General features: G+C 74.0%; 17 protein-coding genes and 1 pseudogene. 11 read left to right on the top strand and 7 right to left on the bottom strand.

What is annotated here, in order from left to right:
• The first annotated feature begins 339 nt into the window (after nucleotides 1-339).
• Nucleotides 340-1,176, top strand: a complete 837-nt coding sequence (locus tag ACFXHB_RS06895; protein ID WP_380572737.1) for an SAM-dependent methyltransferase — start codon at nucleotides 340-342, stop codon at nucleotides 1,174-1,176.
• A gap of 81 nt (nucleotides 1,177-1,257) precedes the next feature.
• On the opposite strand, the gene ACFXHB_RS06900 is transcribed toward ACFXHB_RS06895, so the two are convergent.
• The gene (locus tag ACFXHB_RS06900; RefSeq protein ID WP_380572739.1) at nucleotides 1,258-1,824 is read right to left on the bottom strand and encodes a DinB family protein; all 567 of its coding nucleotides are present in this window, start codon (nucleotides 1,822-1,824) and stop codon (nucleotides 1,258-1,260) included.
• Between the two features lie 142 nt (nucleotides 1,825-1,966).
• Between ACFXHB_RS06900 and ACFXHB_RS06905 the strand changes: the two genes are divergently transcribed.
• The gene (locus ACFXHB_RS06905) at nucleotides 1,967-2,254 is read left to right on the top strand and encodes a Uma2 family endonuclease (RefSeq protein WP_380572740.1); all 288 of its coding nucleotides are present in this window, start codon (nucleotides 1,967-1,969) and stop codon (nucleotides 2,252-2,254) included.
• Nucleotides 2,255-2,415: 161 nt separating this feature from the next.
• Nucleotides 2,416-3,615, top strand: a complete 1,200-nt coding sequence (locus tag ACFXHB_RS06910; RefSeq protein ID WP_380572742.1) for an FAD-dependent monooxygenase — start codon at nucleotides 2,416-2,418, stop codon at nucleotides 3,613-3,615.
• 38 nt (nucleotides 3,616-3,653) lie between these two features.
• On the opposite strand, the gene ACFXHB_RS06915 is transcribed toward ACFXHB_RS06910, so the two are convergent.
• Complete coding sequence (locus ACFXHB_RS06915) at nucleotides 3,654-3,857, bottom strand: cold-shock protein (RefSeq protein ID WP_380572744.1); 204 nt, start codon at nucleotides 3,855-3,857, stop codon at nucleotides 3,654-3,656.
• Between the two features lie 251 nt (nucleotides 3,858-4,108).
• On the opposite strand from ACFXHB_RS06915, the gene ACFXHB_RS06920 reads away from it, so the two are divergent.
• Together ACFXHB_RS06920 and ACFXHB_RS06925 are read left to right on the top strand one after the other, a co-directional pair.
• The gene (locus tag ACFXHB_RS06920; RefSeq protein ID WP_380572746.1) at nucleotides 4,109-4,705 is read left to right on the top strand and encodes a TetR/AcrR family transcriptional regulator; all 597 of its coding nucleotides are present in this window, start codon (nucleotides 4,109-4,111) and stop codon (nucleotides 4,703-4,705) included.
• Nucleotides 4,702-5,517, top strand: a complete 816-nt coding sequence (locus ACFXHB_RS06925; protein ID WP_380572748.1) for an SDR family oxidoreductase — start codon at nucleotides 4,702-4,704, stop codon at nucleotides 5,515-5,517. Before ACFXHB_RS06920 ends, ACFXHB_RS06925 begins: the two co-directional genes overlap by 4 nt.
• A 304-nt stretch (nucleotides 5,518-5,821) precedes the next feature.
• On the opposite strand, the gene ACFXHB_RS06930 is transcribed toward ACFXHB_RS06925, so the two are convergent.
• A complete protein-coding gene (locus tag ACFXHB_RS06930) occupies nucleotides 5,822-6,166 on the bottom strand; it encodes an ArsR/SmtB family transcription factor (RefSeq protein WP_380572750.1) in 345 nt (114 codons plus the stop codon).
• A gap of 88 nt (nucleotides 6,167-6,254) precedes the next feature.
• Between ACFXHB_RS06930 and ACFXHB_RS06935 the strand changes: the two genes are divergently transcribed.
• Both ACFXHB_RS06935 and ACFXHB_RS06940 read left to right on the top strand, forming a co-directional pair.
• The gene (locus ACFXHB_RS06935; protein ID WP_380572751.1) at nucleotides 6,255-7,241 is read left to right on the top strand and encodes a zinc-binding alcohol dehydrogenase family protein; all 987 of its coding nucleotides are present in this window, start codon (nucleotides 6,255-6,257) and stop codon (nucleotides 7,239-7,241) included.
• A gap of 115 nt (nucleotides 7,242-7,356) precedes the next feature.
• Nucleotides 7,357-7,884 (top strand): NUDIX hydrolase family protein, encoded by a 528-nt coding sequence (locus ACFXHB_RS06940; protein WP_380572886.1) that lies wholly within the window; start codon nucleotides 7,357-7,359, stop codon nucleotides 7,882-7,884.
• Nucleotides 7,885-8,038: 154 nt separating this feature from the next.
• On the opposite strand, the gene ACFXHB_RS06945 is transcribed toward ACFXHB_RS06940, so the two are convergent.
• Complete coding sequence (locus ACFXHB_RS06945) at nucleotides 8,039-9,058, bottom strand: magnesium and cobalt transport protein CorA (protein WP_380572753.1); 1,020 nt, start codon at nucleotides 9,056-9,058, stop codon at nucleotides 8,039-8,041.
• A gap of 337 nt (nucleotides 9,059-9,395) precedes the next feature.
• Here ACFXHB_RS06945 and ACFXHB_RS06950 point away from each other — a divergent pair, with 337 nt between their 5' ends.
• Nucleotides 9,396-10,304 carry a hypothetical protein gene (locus ACFXHB_RS06950; protein ID WP_380572755.1) on the top strand — a complete coding sequence of 303 codons (909 nt, stop codon included), beginning with the start codon at nucleotides 9,396-9,398 and terminating at the stop codon, nucleotides 10,302-10,304.
• 680 nt (nucleotides 10,305-10,984) lie between these two features.
• Here the strand turns inward: ACFXHB_RS06950 and ACFXHB_RS06955 are convergent.
• A complete protein-coding gene (locus ACFXHB_RS06955; protein WP_380572756.1) occupies nucleotides 10,985-11,353 on the bottom strand; it encodes a hypothetical protein in 369 nt (122 codons plus the stop codon).
• 10 nt (nucleotides 11,354-11,363) lie between these two features.
• Nucleotides 11,364-12,113: a hypothetical protein gene (locus ACFXHB_RS06960; protein ID WP_380572757.1), complete on the bottom strand. Its 750-nt coding sequence runs from the start codon at nucleotides 12,111-12,113 to the stop codon at nucleotides 11,364-11,366.
• A gap of 30 nt (nucleotides 12,114-12,143) precedes the next feature.
• Here ACFXHB_RS06960 and ACFXHB_RS06965 point away from each other — a divergent pair, with 30 nt between their 5' ends.
• The gene (locus ACFXHB_RS06965; RefSeq protein ID WP_380572759.1) at nucleotides 12,144-13,022 is read left to right on the top strand and encodes a glycosyltransferase family 2 protein; all 879 of its coding nucleotides are present in this window, start codon (nucleotides 12,144-12,146) and stop codon (nucleotides 13,020-13,022) included.
• A gap of 21 nt (nucleotides 13,023-13,043) precedes the next feature.
• Here the strand turns inward: ACFXHB_RS06965 and ACFXHB_RS06970 are convergent, their stop codons facing one another.
• Nucleotides 13,044-13,211: a DegT/DnrJ/EryC1/StrS family aminotransferase gene (locus tag ACFXHB_RS06970; protein ID WP_380572760.1), complete on the bottom strand. Its 168-nt coding sequence runs from the start codon at nucleotides 13,209-13,211 to the stop codon at nucleotides 13,044-13,046.
• On the opposite strand from ACFXHB_RS06970, the gene ACFXHB_RS06975 reads away from it, so the two are divergent.
• Both ACFXHB_RS06975 and ACFXHB_RS06980 read left to right on the top strand, forming a co-directional pair.
• Complete coding sequence (locus ACFXHB_RS06975; protein ID WP_380572762.1) at nucleotides 13,201-13,866, top strand: tetratricopeptide repeat protein; 666 nt, start codon at nucleotides 13,201-13,203, stop codon at nucleotides 13,864-13,866. The genes ACFXHB_RS06970 and ACFXHB_RS06975 overlap by 11 nt on opposite strands.
• 251 nt (nucleotides 13,867-14,117) lie before the next feature.
• Nucleotides 14,118-15,170 (top strand): annotated as a pseudogene (locus ACFXHB_RS06980) (glutamate-cysteine ligase family protein); the annotation flags it as partial.
• Nucleotides 15,171-15,190: the final 20 nt, after the last annotated feature.

The raw sequence follows: 15,190 nt of genomic DNA on the forward strand, positions 1-15,190 counted from the left end.
GCGCGCGGGTGCTGGGGGGGGTGGGGGGGGGCCGGCCCCCCGGCGGGGGGGGGGGCCCCCCCCCGCCCGGCCCCCCCCCCCCCGCGACCCCGGCCCGCCGACTCCTCCGCGTAGCCGACCCTCCGCCGTACCCGGCGTGCTCCGCGTACCCGGCCCGCTCCGGGTGCCCGACCCCCACGTACCCGGCCCGCTCCGCGCGCCCCGGTTGCCCCGCGGGGTCGGTGGGACCGGTACGACAGGGCACGGTCCTGTTGGTTGGTCGGCGGAGCGAATCCCACCGTGCTTAGGATGAGATGACTTATTGTCAGCACGGCTGGGGAACTCATGCGGGACGATGCGATGGCCGGATGGTCGGGGCCGGTGGCGGCGGGGGAGTGGCAGCCGCCGGCGGAGCTGAACACCGGCGTTCCGCACCCTGCGCGGATGTACGACTACTACCTCGGCGGCAAGGACAACTTCCCGGCCGATCGGCAGGCGGCCGAGAAGGTCATCGCGGCCATGCCCGACGCCCGGCTGGGGGCGCGGATCAACCGCGAGTTCCTCGGGCGCGCGGTGGAGTTCGCCGCCGGCCTGGGCGTCCGCCAGTTCCTGGACATCGGCACCGGGATTCCGGCGGTCGGCAGCACCGGCGAGGTCGCCCAACGGGTCGCTCCGGACGCCCGGGTGGTCTACGTCGACAACGACCCGATCGTTCTCTCCCATGCCCGCGCCCTGTTGGCCCGCCACCCCGCCGGTCACACCACGGTCCTCCATGCCGACCTGCGCGATCCGGAGGCGATCCTCGGCGACCCGGGCCTCAAGGAGGCGCTCGACCTCTCCCGGCCGGTGGCCCTGATGCTGGTGGCGGTGCTGCACTTCGTCCGCGACGAGGAAGGCGCGGCCGAGACGGTGGCCCGACTGCGGGACGCCCTGGCGCCGGGCAGTCTGCTGATCCTCTCGCACGGCACCCAGGACTTCATGACCGCCGAGGCGGTCGCCGAGACCACGCGGATCTACAGCCGTGCGAGCTCGCCGCTGGTCCTGCGGGCCGAGGAGCAGGTGCGGGAGTTCTTCGGCGACTTCGAGTTCGCCGAGCCCGGACTGGTGCAACTGCCGCTGTGGCGGCCGCGCGGCGAGCTGCCGCAGGGCTGGCAGGAGGCGGCCCCCGCCTACGCGGGAGTCGCGGTCAAGCGCTGACCGGCGCTCCCCCTCCTCGAAGCACGCGCGGGAGCACGCGCCGAGGCGCACGGGGGAGCGCCGGTCCGGGGGCGGGGTCCGTCAGCCCATGCTCTTCGCGCCGTCCAGGGCCTCGCGGACGATGTCGGCGTGGCCGGCGTGCTGCGCGGTCTCGGCGATGACGTGCAGCAGCACCCGGCGTGCCGACCAGCGCGCGCCGGACTCGAACCAGGGGGCCTTCGGCAGCGGGTGCGAGGCGTCGAGGTCGGGCAGGACGGCGACCAACTCGTCCGTCCGGCGGGCCACGTCGGCGTAGCCGGCCAGCACACCGGCCAGCGTCTCGCCGGGCAGCAGCCTGAACTCGTCGGCGCGCCGCGCGAAGTCGGCGTCGGTCATGGCGTCGAAGTCGCCCAGGGCCGAGGGGCCCTCCAGGATGAAGTCCACCCAGCCGCGCTCGACCGCCGTGACGTGCTTGATCAGGCCGCCCAGGCACAGCTCGCTGACGGTGCTCCGGCGTCCGGCCTGCTCGTCGGTGAGATCGTGGGTGGTCAACCGCAGGAAGTGCCGGTGCTTGTCCAGCATCGCCAGCAGGTCGGCGCGCTCCCCGGTGGCCGCCGGGCCGCCCTGCGCGTCGGTGGTCGGCTCGGCGTGCGTCGTGGTGTCGGTCATGGTGTTCACCTTCGTCAGTCCTGTTCCGTTGCCGAGAACCACAGTAGGAGCCATGTGGGACAGTTCATGTCCTAGATGACGGCCCACCGGAAAGCCGGGCCCGCCGGACCCGTCGCCGCGCCGGGGAGGGTGATGTCCGCAGGTGGCGGCCGGGCGGTCGGAAGGGGCGCCGCTTCCCGACCGGGCGGTGCTCGTCGTCGAGGTGACGTCGCCGTCCAACGGTGACACCGGCCGGACCGCCAAACGACGGCGCTACTCGCAGTTCGGCCCCCCTGTCCACCTCCTGGTGGACCGTCGGGAAAGCACCTGCGCGCTGTTCTTTCGGCCGGGTCGGCTCGGCTGCACACGGGTGGAGGGGCCGCATCCCCTCGGGACGCCGCTGCGCCTGCCGGCGCCGCTGGGCCTCGTGCTCGACACCACCGGCTTCTGATCCCGGCTCCGCGCCAGGACCGCCGCCGCGTGACCTGCCGCCGCTCGGTCGGGAACCGGGGGGCCGCCGGCCCCGGCCACTGGCAGGATGGGGCGCAGGGCCGGTGGGACTGCCGGGATCGGGCCCGGTCTCGACCCGAAGGCAGCTGAGGGGAACCGAAGGTGACGGCGATTCAGATCATCGGTGGCGGTGTCGCCGGAACGGCGGCCGCGCTGGCGCTGCACAAGGCGGGGTTCGGCGTCGCCGTCCACGAGGCGCACCCCGACACGGGTGCGGACATCGGCGCCTTCCTGACCCTCGCCTCCAACGGGATGCGTGCCCTCGCCGAGGTCGACGCGGCCGAGGCCGTCGCGGCCGTCGGCTTCCCGGTCACCACCATGAGCGTGCTCGACGCGACCGGCGCCGAACTGGCGACCGTCCCGCTGGGAGAGCCCGAGCACCGGCTGACCCGCTACCGCTGTCTGCGCCGCGCCGAACTGGCCGCCACCCTCCGGGCCGAGGCGGTCCGGCGCGGCATCACCGTACGGCACGGAGCCCGACTCACCGCCGTCACGGAGTCCGCCACCGACATCACCGCGCACTTCGCCGACGGCACCAGCGTGACCGGCGATCTGCTGGTCGGCGCCGACGGGACGCACTCCGCCGTACGGGCGTGGCTCGACCCGGCCGCCGCCGGACCCGAGTACGCGGGGCAGCGGGTCTTCTACGGGTACAGCACCGTCGCCCCGCCGGCCCCCGCGCCGGAGCGGATCACCATGGTCCGGGGCAGTGCCACCGCCTTCGGCTACCTGCGCTCACCGGCCGGCGAGACCTGCTGGTTCGCTCGGGTGACCGGGCCGGCGGCCTCCACCGAGGAGGTCGCCGGCACCTCCCCCGCCCAGTGGCGGGAGTGGCTCCGGCCGCTGCTCAGTCCGGACGACACGCCGGCCGCGCGGATCGTCGCCACGACGGACGACCGGCTGATGGTCACCAACGCGCTCCAGCCGGCCCCGGGGAGGCGCTGGCGCGGCCGCCGCGCCGTCCTGATCGGCGACGCCGCCCACGCCGCCTCGCCCGCCACCGGCCAGGGCGCCTCGATGGCGCTGGAGGACGCCGTCGTCCTGGCCAAGGCACTGCGCGACGCCCCCGGACCCGCCGAGGCGCTGGCCCGCTACGAGCACGTCCGCAGGCCGAGGACCGAGCGGAACATCGCCACCAGCGCCCGCCTCACAGCCGGCCCCACCTCGGCCGGCCCCCGGCCGGGCAGTGGCCGACCGGGGGCCGATCAGCCGCCCGGCCCCCAGGCGTCCGGGGCCGGGCGCGGATCCCGGGTAGACGAGGAACTGCTGCGCCTGCTCGCCTGGGACACTCCGTTGCCGTAGCGGGGTGGGGCCGACCGCGGGGCCGGCCCCACCTCCGGTCAGAGCCTGACGACGTTCTCCGCCTGGGGGCCCTTGGGCCCTTGGGTGACGTCGAACTCGACCCGGTCGTCCTCGTACAGCTCCTTGAAGCCGGTGCTCTGGATGGCGGAGAAGTGGACGAAGACGTCGGGGCCGCCCTCGTCCTGCGCGATGAAGCCGAAGCCCTTCTCCGCGTTGAACCATTTGACCTTGCCAGTTGCCATGCTGCTCTCCTTCAGAGGGACTGGGCGCGCCCTCGGCGCGGCTACGATACGTCCCTGAACAGTGACTATGGCGCAAGGTGACACGATCGTCGCCCTCTGTGGTGCGAGCGGGTGGCCCGAGGCGGCGAGCGAGCCCGGGCGCTCGCCCGCGGTGGCGCGCCCCCGCTCCTGCGGCCGGCTTCTCGGGGGGAGTCCCGGCGGATCCCGCTCGGGGATTGACACCGGTGGGGACAGGAATGAATATTCATTCCGTGGCACCCAGGAAGCCCGACCTTGATCGGCTGTTGATCGACACCGCCCTCGCGCTCTTCGCCGAACGCACCTACGAGGGCACCCAGATGCCCGTCGTCGCCCAGCGCGCCGGTGTCGGCGTCGGCAGTATCTACCGGTATTTCCCCAGCAAGGAGGCGCTCGGCAACGCGGCCTTCCAGCACGCCAAGCGCACCCTGCTCGACCACCTCGCCGGCGCCCTCGCCGAGGGCGGTCCGGCCGGTGGGATCCGTGAGGAGTTCGGACGCTTCTGGCGCGGCTTCACCCGCTACGCGAGCGCGCATCCGGCGGCCTTCGTCTTCCTCGAACACCAGCAGCACGACACCTTCCTCGCCCCCGAGAGCCGCGCCCTGGCCGACGAGATCGACCGCGTCGCCTCCGACTTCATCGAACGCGGCCAGCGGGCCGGCGAGATCCGTGAGGGCGACGCCGCCCAACTGGTCGCCCTCGGCCTCGGGGCCTTCACCGGCCTCGTCAAGCTCCGGCGCCCGGGCGGGCTCGACACCCTTCCCCCCGAGGACCTCGACCGCGCCGAAGCCGCCGTCTGGGACCTCCTGCACCGAAAGGCCTCGCTATGACCGCCGACGCGCAGACCGCGCTGATCACCGGCTGCTCCTCGGGCCTCGGCCGGGAGACAGCCCTCGCCCTGCACCGGCTCGGCCACCGCGTGCACGCCACCGCCCGCCGCCCCGAGACCCTCGCCGACCTCGCCGCGCTGGGCATCACCACCCTGGCGCTCGACGTCACCGACGAGGCCTCGATGGCCACTGCGGTCGCCGCCGTCGAGGCCCGGCACGGCCGGATCGACCTGCTGATCAACAACGCCGCGTACGGTCTCCACCTGCCGGTCGAATCCGCCACCCCGGAGGAGATCCGGGCCCAGTTCGACACCAACGTCTTCGGGCTGGTGCGGATGGCCCAGCTGGTGCTGCCCGGCATGCGGCGCGCCGGCCGCGGCCGCATCGTCAACATCTCCTCGATGGCCGGCCGCTTCTCGCCGCCCGGCGGTGCCTTCTACCACGCCAGCAAGCACGCGGTGGAGGCGATCAGCGACTCGCTGCGCCTGGAGGTGGCCCCGTTCGGCGTCGAGGTGGTGGTGGTCCAACCCGGGCCCACCATCACCGGGTTCGCCGCGACCGCGGTCGCCACCATGCACGGCGGACCGGACCCGGCCGACCCGTACGCCACCTTCCGCGCGCGTCTCGCCGAGATGTACGCCGGTCGCACCTTCACCCGCCGCAACGGAGCCGTCCCCGCCGAGGCCGCCACCCGGGTCGTCGTCCGCGCGGCCACCGCCGCGCGCCCCGGGCCCGTTACGCCGTGGGCGGCCTGGCCCGGTCCACCATGCTCGCCAAGCGGCTGCTGCCCGACGCGGCCTTCGACGCGCTGATGCGGCGCAGCTTCCCCCTGCCCGAGCCTGTGTGAGCGCGGGGGACGGGGTGACCGGTCGGCCGTCTCCGCCCCGACGCCGTGCCGGGTGCCGGTCCCACACCGTGCCGGGGCCCGGTGGTGTCCGGAACGCGCGCCGGCCCTGCCCCGCCCTCTCCGGTGGGGCAGGGCAGGCGCGCGGCCGCCGGTTCAGCCGGTGGCGGTCCTCGTAGGTGGGGCCCGGCTTGTTGTCCGTGCGGACCTCCTGCTCGGTCAGCGCGCCACCGCGGGTCGGTTCCCTCGCCTGGGCGTCGGCTCCGCGCGGCTCAGTCGGTGGGTCCGGCGGTGCGGTCGTAGGAGGTGAGGACGGCGGCCAGCAGCCCCGGGAAGCGCTGCTCCAGTTCGGCGCCGCGCAGGGCGGTGAGCCTGCGGTTGGCCTCCTCGCGCTGCCGGATCAGGCCGGACTCGCGCAGCACCTTGAAGTGGTGGCTGAGCGTGGACGCCGCGACGTCCACCGGGAAGGTGCCGCAGGCCCGTTCGGGTTCGGCGCGCAGGACGCGCACGATCGTCATCCGGGTGGGGTCGGACAGCGCGTGCAGCACGTCGAGCAGGTCGATCTCCTCGGCCGCGGGGTGCGCGAGCGGGGCACGGCGTCGGCTGCTGCGGGGCACGGGCGGACCTCCATTGTTCGACAGTCGTCGAAGTTGCGTGGTACTAATTTCGTCGTTCGTAGAACATCGTAGCTGGAGGGGAACCCACATGCGCGCACTGGTGATGACCGCACCCGGCGGAGCCGAGAACTCGCGGGTGACGGAGGTCGACGAGGTACGGCCCGGCCCCGGCCAGGTGTCGATCGAGGTGTCCTACGCCGGTCTGAACTTCGTCGATGTGATGGCCCGCCGGGGCGATGCCGCGTACGTGACGGCCTGGCCGTACCGTCCGGGCAAGGAGGTGTCCGGCCGGGTCCGGGAGGTCGGCGAAGGTGTCGTCGGCCTGGCCGAGGGCGACCGGGTGGTGGCCGCGCCGGTCGGCAGCGGCCTGGCCGAGGTGGTGGTCGCCGACGCCGCGCTGACCGTCCCGCTCCCGGCCGGGGTCGCGCTGCCCGAGGCCGCGGCCGTCCCGCTCGGTCTGGCCACGGCGCTGCTGCTGCTGACCGACGCGGGCCGCTTCACCCCCGGGGACACCGTCCTGGTGCACTCGGCCGGCGGCGGCATCGGTGCGGCGGTCGCCCGGCTCGTGCCGCTGCTCGGCGGCGGCCGGCTGATCGGCACGGTGGGCCGCCCGGAGAAGGCGGCGGCAGCGGTGGCGTCCGGCTACCACGCCGCGTTCGCCCGGGACGAGAAGCTCGTCGACGCCGTCCGGGCGGCCGCCGACGGTCAGGGCGCCGACCTGGTCCTCGACCCGCTGGGCACCCAGGCCCTGGAACTGGACCTCCAGTTGGCCGCACCCGGCGGCCGGATCGTCCTGTTCGGCAACGCGGGCGGGGGCGCCGTCGACGCGCTGCCCCCGCTGGGCCGGCTGCTGGCCGGCAATCTCACCGTCACCGGATTCAGCCACCGCTTCCTGGCGGCGACCGCCCCGGCCCGGTTGGCCCGGGGGATCGGCCGGGCCCTCGACCTGGTCGCGGACGGCCGGCTCACCCTGCCGGTCACCGAACTGCCGGGCCTCGCCGCCGTCCCCGCCGCCCACGACGCGATGGCGGCCGGCCGGGCCACCGGCAAGTTCGTGGTGCGGGTGGCCGGCTGAACGGGGCCCGGGCCGGCGCGGGACAGACCGGGCCGGGCCGGCGATCCCGGGCCGCCGCCGCGCGGGTTGTCGGCCCGGGGAGCGCGGGGGAACGTACGATCAGCGAATGTCTGACATGACGGAAACCAAGCCAGGCTGGCTCGCCCCCGAGGAACTTGAGACCACGAGGGCCCGGATACCGATCCTCTACGTCGAGGCCGTACCGGTGCGTGTGGACGACACCGGCGAGGTCACCCAGGTCGGACTCCTGCTGCGGATCGGACCGGACGGCACGGTCAGCCGCACGCTGGTCTCCGGCCGGGTGCTCTACCACGAGCGGATCCGGGACGCGCTGCTGCGGCACCTGGAGAAGGACCTCGGCCCGGTGGCGCTGCCCCGGATCCCGGCCTCGCTGCAACCCTTCACCGTCGCCGAGTACTTCCCCACCCTGGGCGTCACCGAGTTCCACGACCCCCGGCAGCACGCGGTGTCCCTCGCCTACATCATCCCGGTGGCCGGCGACTGCAGGCCCCGTCAGGACGCCCTCGACCTGGTCTGGTTCAGCCCGGAGGAGGCCGCCTCGGCGTTGGTGCAGCAGGAGATGCCCGGCGGGCAGGGGGCGTTGCTCAAGCGGGCCCTCGCGCACGTCGGGTGCCTGGCCTGAACCCCGCCCGTACCGCGCCGCCCTGAGCGCCGCCCGCGCCCCCTCCGCGCCCCGCCCCACCGCTGCCGGTCCCGCGGCCGGGGGAGGGGCCGGGCGGGGGCCGGGCGAGGGCGAGGGGCGCGCCCGGTCCGGCGGCGCGCCACCCGGTGGCCTCCTAGAGCCAGTCGTTGCGGCGGAACGCCCGGAAGACGAACGCGCAGACGGCGGCGGTGACCAGCAGCACGGCCGGGTAGCCGAAGGTCCACCGCAGTTCGGGCATGTGGTCGAAGTTCATCCCGTACACGCCCACCACCAGCGTCGGCACCGCGACCAGCGCCGCCCCGGCACTGATCTTGCGCATATCGGTGTTCTGCCGCACCGACAGCTGCGCCAGGCTCGCGCTCAGGATGCTGCTCACCAGCTCGTCGAAGGCGAGGATCCGTTCCCTGGCCTGCGCGTGGTGGTCGGCCACATCGCGCAGATAGGCGGCGGTCCCGGCCGGCACCAGCGCCGCCGCACCCGTGTCCGACAGGCGCTGCAGCGGCAGGCCGAGCGGGACCACCGCCCGCTTGAACTCCAGCAGTTCCCGCTTCAGTTGGTAGATCCGCCCGGCGTCGTCGGTGCGCTCGGCGGAGAACACCACCGTCTCCAGCTCCTCCACGTCACGCTCGAAGGCGTCGGCGACGGTCAGATACCCGTCCACCACGTGGTCGGCCACGGCGTGCAGCACCGCCGCGGGCCCCGCCGCCAGCAGCTCCGGGGTGGCCTCCAGCTCCCGCCGCACCTGTGCCAGCGCGGGGGCGCTGCCGTGCCGCACCACGATCGCGAACCCCGGCCCGGCGAACACCATGATCTCCCCGGTGTCGACGATCTCGCTGGTCGCCGTCACCTTGTCGTGCGTGACGTAGACGATCGTCTTCAGCACCAGGAACAGGGTGTCCCCGTACCGCTCCAGCTTCGGGCGCTGATGGGCCCGCACCGCGTCCTCCACGGCCAGCGGATGAAGCTCGAACGCCGCCGCGATCTCCGCGAACTGCTCGGTGGTCGGCTCGTAGAGCCCGATCCACACGAACCGGCCGTCGTCCCCGCCCGTCCGCCGGAGCACCTCCGAGAGCTCGACCGGCCCCGGCAGCCGCCGTCCCCGCTCGTACAGCGCGCAGTCCACCACCGCCCGCGACACCAATCCCGCCACCACCCTTCGACCGTCGCCCCGCCGCACTCGCGCCGGTCCGCCAACCTACCCGGCGCCCCGGGGCCGTGCGGTCCGCGGACCGGGTCGGGCGGGGCTCCCGTCGCGTCGGGTCGGAAGTTTCGGTTATCCCGGCGGCCCGCACCGGTCTCCCCTTCTGTGGGCCGGTGCTCGCCGGCCCGCACGCCACCGGGTCGCGGCCGAACCGGTCCTGCCCGCACCTGCTCCGTTCACACGTGCTCCGCCCGCACCCGCTCCGCCCGCACCCGCTCCGCCCGCACCCGCTCCGCCCGCACCCGCTCCGCCACGCGCCCCGGCGCGTCCGTCCGGGAAAGACCCGCTGATGTCCGCTGCTCACCGTTCGTTCTCCCGTGGTTGGGCGCTGGCCTCCTGCCTGCCCGTGCTGCTCCTGCTCGGGCTCGTCACCGGCGGTTCCCCGTCCGGTTCCGGGCCGGCTGGGCGGCCGGGCGCGGCGGCCTCGCCCGGGTCACCCGCGCAGCCCGTGCCGCCCCTGCCGGGCCTGCCGGACCTGCCCCCGTCCGCGCTGGGTCTCGCCGCCGAACGGGACGGCTACCGCCTGGACTCCGGGACGAGCGACCTGCCCGCCGACCGGGCCGCGGGCTACGCGTTCACCGTCACCGGCCCGGACGGCCGGCCGGTCACCGACTTCCTCGCGCACCAGAGCGAGAAGCTGCACTTCTACGCGATCCGCTCCGACCTCACCGGCTTCCAGCACCTGCACCCGGCGATGGCCGCCGACGGCACCTGGACGGCGGACCTGGCCGCTCTCACCCCGGGAAGCTGGCGGCTGTACGCGTCCTTCCTGCCGGCCGGCGGCCCCGGCAAGAGCAGCGAGCTCGTGCTCAGCCGTACCGTGACCGTGCCCGGCCAGGCCACCGCGGTGCCGCTGCCCGGCCCGGCCGGCAGCACCGCGGTCGACGGCTACACCGTCACCCTGCGGAGCGAGCCGGCGGCCGGCGCCCACCTGCTCACCGCCACCGTCGCCAAGGACGGCAGGCCGGTCACCGATCTCCAGCCGTACCTGGACAGCTACGCCCACCTCAGCGCCTTCCACGAGGGCGATCAGGCACTGGCCCACCTCCACCCGGCGACCGAGGCCGACAGCGAGCACGGCGGTCCGACGCTGACCTTCCGGGCGATGCTCGGCGAGACCGGGCGCTGGCGCGTCTTCCTGCAGTTCCGGGCCGCCGGACAGCCGCACACCGCCGAACTCACCCTGGCCGTCGGCTGAGGTCACGCCGCCGGGCCGGCCCCGGCCATACCTGGCAGCATCGCGTAGTCACCGCCCAGGAGGGAAGGAACTCCCTGCGGGGAACCCCGGCCTTCCCGAGGCGGACCCTGTCGGCGGTAGTCTCCCGGAAGGCGGCCGACCACCGGCCAATGAGCAGCTCCGCACCGGGTGTGGGCTTCACCTTGTCGGTGTCGATCCGTGCGTGACAGCAGGCCGCCACCGCCCGCACAGCGTCCAGCTCCTGTGCGCCCCCGGAACGGCCGGGGTCTCCCTGCGAAGGGAAGCCGGGCACCGGTCCACCATGGGGTTGAAACGGACGTCCAGCTGGCAAGTCTGACAGCATCAGCGTAGGTGGCGGAGCATGACGGCGTAGAACGGTGCGTCATCGAACGGTCGTTACTCGCCGACCTTCTTGTCCTTCGAGGCCTCGTACATGGTCCGAACGCGGGGATGGGCGGTGTCAACGTAGCGCAGGGCGAGGGCCTCGGGTCGATCGGACAGCAGTGCCTCGCGGATCCTTTCGGCCAGGCCCTTGCCGCGCCAGGCCGGCCGCCATGGCCATCACGCAGTCGTAGCCGGGGCGGCCGGTCCAGTGGTTGACGAACCACTCGAAGCGCTGCACGAATGGGTCGTCGGCCTGGTCGGCGTAGGCGTCAGCGTGGACGGCCAGCAACGTTCGCTCATGGTCGTGCGGCAGGCTGCCGGGCCCGGGCGTCCAGCAAGTGCGCGCCGAGGTTGTGGGGCCTCAGCGCGCCGCCGGGCAGCGGGGTGAGCGGGGACCCGTAGACGGCGCCGACCAGGCAGCCGGTGGAGGCGAGCAACTGGCCGCTGGAGCGGACGGCGTCCAGGGACCGGGTGAGGTGCAGCAGATGGAGCGGGCCGCCGGCGGTGAGGACGCGGAGCATGGCGTTGTCGCGCATCAGGTCGCCGTTGGGGCTCTGTGCGAGGCGCCGGCGCCAGTCGTTCTCCGTGTCGGCGAGCCCGGTCGGGGCGGGGTGGCCGGTCGGGGCCCCGTAGTCGGTGTGGGCGTGGTCCCAGTCGGTGTGCACGGGTTCTCTCCTATTCGGGCCGTACGGCGTGGAGCGCGAGTTCCAGCGCCCGGGCGTCGCAGGCTCCGTCGAGCCGGGCCCGCTCGCTGCGCACCACCAGGTCGTGGGCGAGGGCGGGTGCCCAGTCGGGAACCGGGAGCCGTAGGCGGCCGGGGTCGGTCCACCAGCGGGGGAGCGGCAGCCGGTAGCGGTCCAAGGCGTCGGCGAGCTTCAGGAGGTCCACCGCAAGGCCGTGTCGGCGGTACTGGCCTTCTTCGCGCTGGTCGAAGGTGTGGTGCGGAACGTCGTGGAGGGCGACTGCGACGATTGCCTCCGTCGAGGGGGCCGTGCCGAAGGCGGAGGTGACGGCGTCGAGATGGCCGGCCAGCCAGCGGGCGGCGCGTCGGCCATGGCCGGGGTCGGCACTGTCGTGCCGGCGGCGGCAGTCGTGGCATGCCGCCGCAGCCGCGAGCGCGAGCACCCGCTCGGGGACGAGGCCCAGGCCGGGGGCCAGGAACTGTACGAGGAGCGCGACCCGGGCACCGTGCCGGACACCGTGGATCGAGTCGGTGGTCTCCGTGCGGGCGAACCAGGAGGCGTTCGGTACCAGCAGCCTCACCGAGTGTGGCAGTCTGGCCCGGACATCCGCACCGGCGGGCCGGTGGCCGGCGATCCAGTCCAGCGTGGCCCGGTCCATCACCTGGTGGTCCGGGAGCTGACCGGCCGCGGCCAGTTCCCGCAGCGACGGTTCGCCGGTGGCCGGCGGTGTCGGTGTGATCATGAAGGGTTCCTCGAAGTGGGGTCGGGTGCGATGGGCGTCACGCTGGGCGTGGTGGTGCTGACGATGGGAAACCGGCCGGCGGAGCTGGGTGCGCTGCTGGACTCGGTCGAGGCCCAGGAAGGCGGCGACAGCGGCGTACGGACCGTCGTGCTCGGGCAGGGCGTCGAGCTGCCCGAACTGCCCGGCTGGGTCGACGCGGTCGAGTTGGCGGAGAACCTCGGCATCCCGGGCGGGCGGAACGCCGGCGTCGAGCGGCTGCGCGAGCTCGGTGGTACCGACGTCCTGGTCGTCCTGGACGACGACGGCCTCCTCCCGAGGACCGACACGTTCCGCCTGATCCGCGAAGCGTTCGAGCAGGACCCGAAGTTGGGCATCGTCTCCTTCCGGATCGCCGACGAGACCGGATTCACCCAGCGTCGCCACGTGCCTCGTCTCGGGGCCTCCGACCCCATGCAGTCCGGGCCCGTCACGACCTTCCTCGGTGGAGGCCATGCCATCCGCATGTCCGTGATCGACCAGGTCGGGCTGTTCCCCGCGAAGTTCTTCTACGCGCACGAGGAGACCGACTTCGCCTGGCGGGCGCTGGACGCCGGCTGGGGGATCGAGTACCGGGCGGACATGGTGCTCCAGCACCCCCGCACCGACCCCGCCCGCCACGCCGCCTACTACCGGATGACCGCCCGCAACCGCGTGTGGCTCGCCAAGCGCCACCTGCCCGCCCCGCTCGTCCCGGTCTACCTCGCCTCCTGGACCGCCTACACCCTGCTGCGCCGCCCGCCGATGGACGGACTGAAGGCATGGTGGGGCGGGTTCTTCGAGGGCGTCCGCGTGCCGTGCCCGCCGCGCAGGCCGATGCGGTGGACCACGGTGTGGCGGATGACCAAGCTGGGCCGGCCGCCCGTCTTCTGACGGACCGGCCCAGCAGGCGGGTCAGGACCAGAGGGAGTGCAGGGCGTCGATGACGCGCTGCACGTCCCCGGCGGCCATCGCCGGGTAGCAGGGAAGGGACAGCTGCCGGGCGGCGACGTGCTCGGTCACCGGCAGGTGGCACTCGACCTGCCGGTACGCGGCGAGCCGGTGCACGGGCTTGAAGTGCACGCTTGTGCCGATCCCGTGGACCTCCCTCAGCGCCTCGGCCACCGCGTCCCGGCTGTGCGCCCTCACCCACCAGGCCCTCGACCTCGGCCAGCCCGGCCGCTGCGTGGACCTTTCCCGGGCCGCCCTGGAACGGGCCCGGGGAAAGGTCGACCGGCATACGGAGGCCCTGCTGCTCGTCACCGCCGCGCGCGCCCACGGAGCCTCCGGCAACGGTGCCGACGCGGCCAAACTCATCCTCGCCGCCGAGGACGCCATGTTCTCCAGCGCCGACACGATCCCCACCTACGCCGCCGCGGCCGGCCCGGTCGCAGCCACCGTCGCCTCCCACATCGGCCGCACCCTCACCGAGATGAAGGACCACGGCGCCGCCGAACGCCACTACCGCGCGGCGCTGCGCAACCGCACCCCGGGCACGTACCACCGTGTGCGCGGCCTCACCCTGGCCAACATCGCCAAGACGGTTGCGGCCCAGCACCGGCCCGAGGAAGCCGTCGGCCTGTGGAGCCAGAGCACGGACCTCATGGAGGGCGTCGCCTCCGACCGCAACCGCAGAGAACTGGACACGATGCGATCCACTCTCACCGTCTATGCCCGGCGCGGCGTCCCTGGCGCGGCCGAACTCGTGCAGCGAGCCGCACAGATCTCGGCCGACTGAGACTCCAGGGCCCACCGATATCGCGCCGGCGGCCGAGCCGGTGCTGCGAGCAGCCATCCCATCCGCGAGGCCATGCCCGCCAAGTCCAACGGCAGTCTGGACAACCTCTGCACCCAGCTCGTCCGGTGTCGACAGTCCGCGACCTCCTCAGCTCCTGCGCCGGCTGATCGACAGAACACGCACAGCGCGGCCCTCGACAATACAACTGCCGAAACTGGCAAGGTAGTTGATGTTCCCAACGGTGAACTTCGATGGAGAGGCCGGGGATCAGCCGGACACCACCCGGCCGACCCCCGGCCCAGGACCGACCCGCCCCAGACGGCTCGGCCACGGCGCGAAGGCCGCCATGTCCACCCCAACCACGCCGACCCCCGGGCCCCACGGCCAACGACCTCCAGACCGCCCGCGACAAGCACCGCCGCAGCGCCGCCGACGACACGCTCGGCCCCGCCGCCCGCCGCCCGCCGCGACCACGAGCACGCGGCCTGCGGCTACGACTGGGCCCTACGCGTCCTGGAAACCGACCCGGCCGGCACCAACCACCGCATCGGCGCCTCCGGCTGGACCCGCACCATCCCCGCCCACGACACCCGCGCGATGCCCGGGCGGCGCAGGTACGCCGAGCGGCCGATCCGCGGCCCGCGACGGCCCGTAGCGAGGTGCAACGCGAACTGCTCCAGGCCCAGGTGGAGACCGCGACCCCGGTCTGCCGTGAACTGGAGGAGGCGGGCGACCACCTGGTGCGGCTGCGGCACGTCCTGGGCGAGGCGGCGGCGGGGGACGGCTGCCTCCTCGCCGCCTGTGCGAGCGCGCCGTTCACCGACCGGCTACCCGTCCCGGTGACGGACACCGCCCGCTACCGGGCCATGCACGGCGACGCGCCCCGACCGCACCGACGAGCAGCTGATCTGAGGCGTGCACGTCCACCTCGGCATCCCCGACCGTGCCACCGGCGTCGCCCTGCAGAACCGGGGCTGCGGCCCCGGCTGCCCCTGTTGATAGCGCTGGCCACGAATTCGCCGTTGGCGCAGAGGACCGACACCGGGTTCGCCGGCCGGCACACGGTGGTGGTCTTCGACCGCTGGCCCGTCAGCGGGTCGCCACCCCTGTTCGACGGCGCCGACGACTACGACCGCCGGACCAGGGCCCTCGTGGACGGCCGGCTGATCCGCGACATCGGCCAGCTCTACTGGCACATCAGATTGTCGGAGCGCTACCCCACCGTCGAGGTCCGTGCCCTGGACGTGCAGCTGGCCCCGGACGAGACGGTGATGCTGGCCGGCACCGTCCGCAGAGCCGACGCCGCCCCGGCCACCACGGGCGG

The organism is Kitasatospora sp. NPDC059327, from assembly GCF_042752535.1.
Classification (GTDB): Bacteria; Actinomycetota; Actinomycetes; order Streptomycetales; family Streptomycetaceae; genus Kitasatospora.

Bases quoted from the DNA above. Each gene is read 5' to 3' on its own strand.
- ACFXHB_RS06960 (WP_380572757.1), bottom strand. From the start codon at position 12,113: ATGATCACACCGACACCGCCGGCCACCGGCGAACCGTCGCTGCGGGAA.
- ACFXHB_RS06965 (WP_380572759.1), top strand. From the start codon at position 12,144: ATGGGCGTCACGCTGGGCGTGGTGGTGCTGACGATGGGAAACCGGCCG.
- ACFXHB_RS06940 (WP_380572886.1), top strand. From the start codon at position 7,357: ATGACGGAAACCAAGCCAGGCTGGCTCGCCCCCGAGGAACTTGAGACC.
- ACFXHB_RS06935 (WP_380572751.1), top strand. From the start codon at position 6,255: ATGCGCGCACTGGTGATGACCGCACCCGGCGGAGCCGAGAACTCGCGG.
- ACFXHB_RS06900 (WP_380572739.1), bottom strand. From the start codon at position 1,824: ATGACCGACACCACGACGCACGCCGAGCCGACCACCGACGCGCAGGGC.
- ACFXHB_RS06925 (WP_380572748.1), top strand. From the start codon at position 4,702: ATGACCGCCGACGCGCAGACCGCGCTGATCACCGGCTGCTCCTCGGGC.
- ACFXHB_RS06950 (WP_380572755.1), top strand. From the start codon at position 9,396: ATGTCCGCTGCTCACCGTTCGTTCTCCCGTGGTTGGGCGCTGGCCTCC.
- ACFXHB_RS06895 (WP_380572737.1), top strand. From the start codon at position 340: ATGGCCGGATGGTCGGGGCCGGTGGCGGCGGGGGAGTGGCAGCCGCCG.
- ACFXHB_RS06915 (WP_380572744.1), bottom strand. From the start codon at position 3,857: ATGGCAACTGGCAAGGTCAAATGGTTCAACGCGGAGAAGGGCTTCGGC.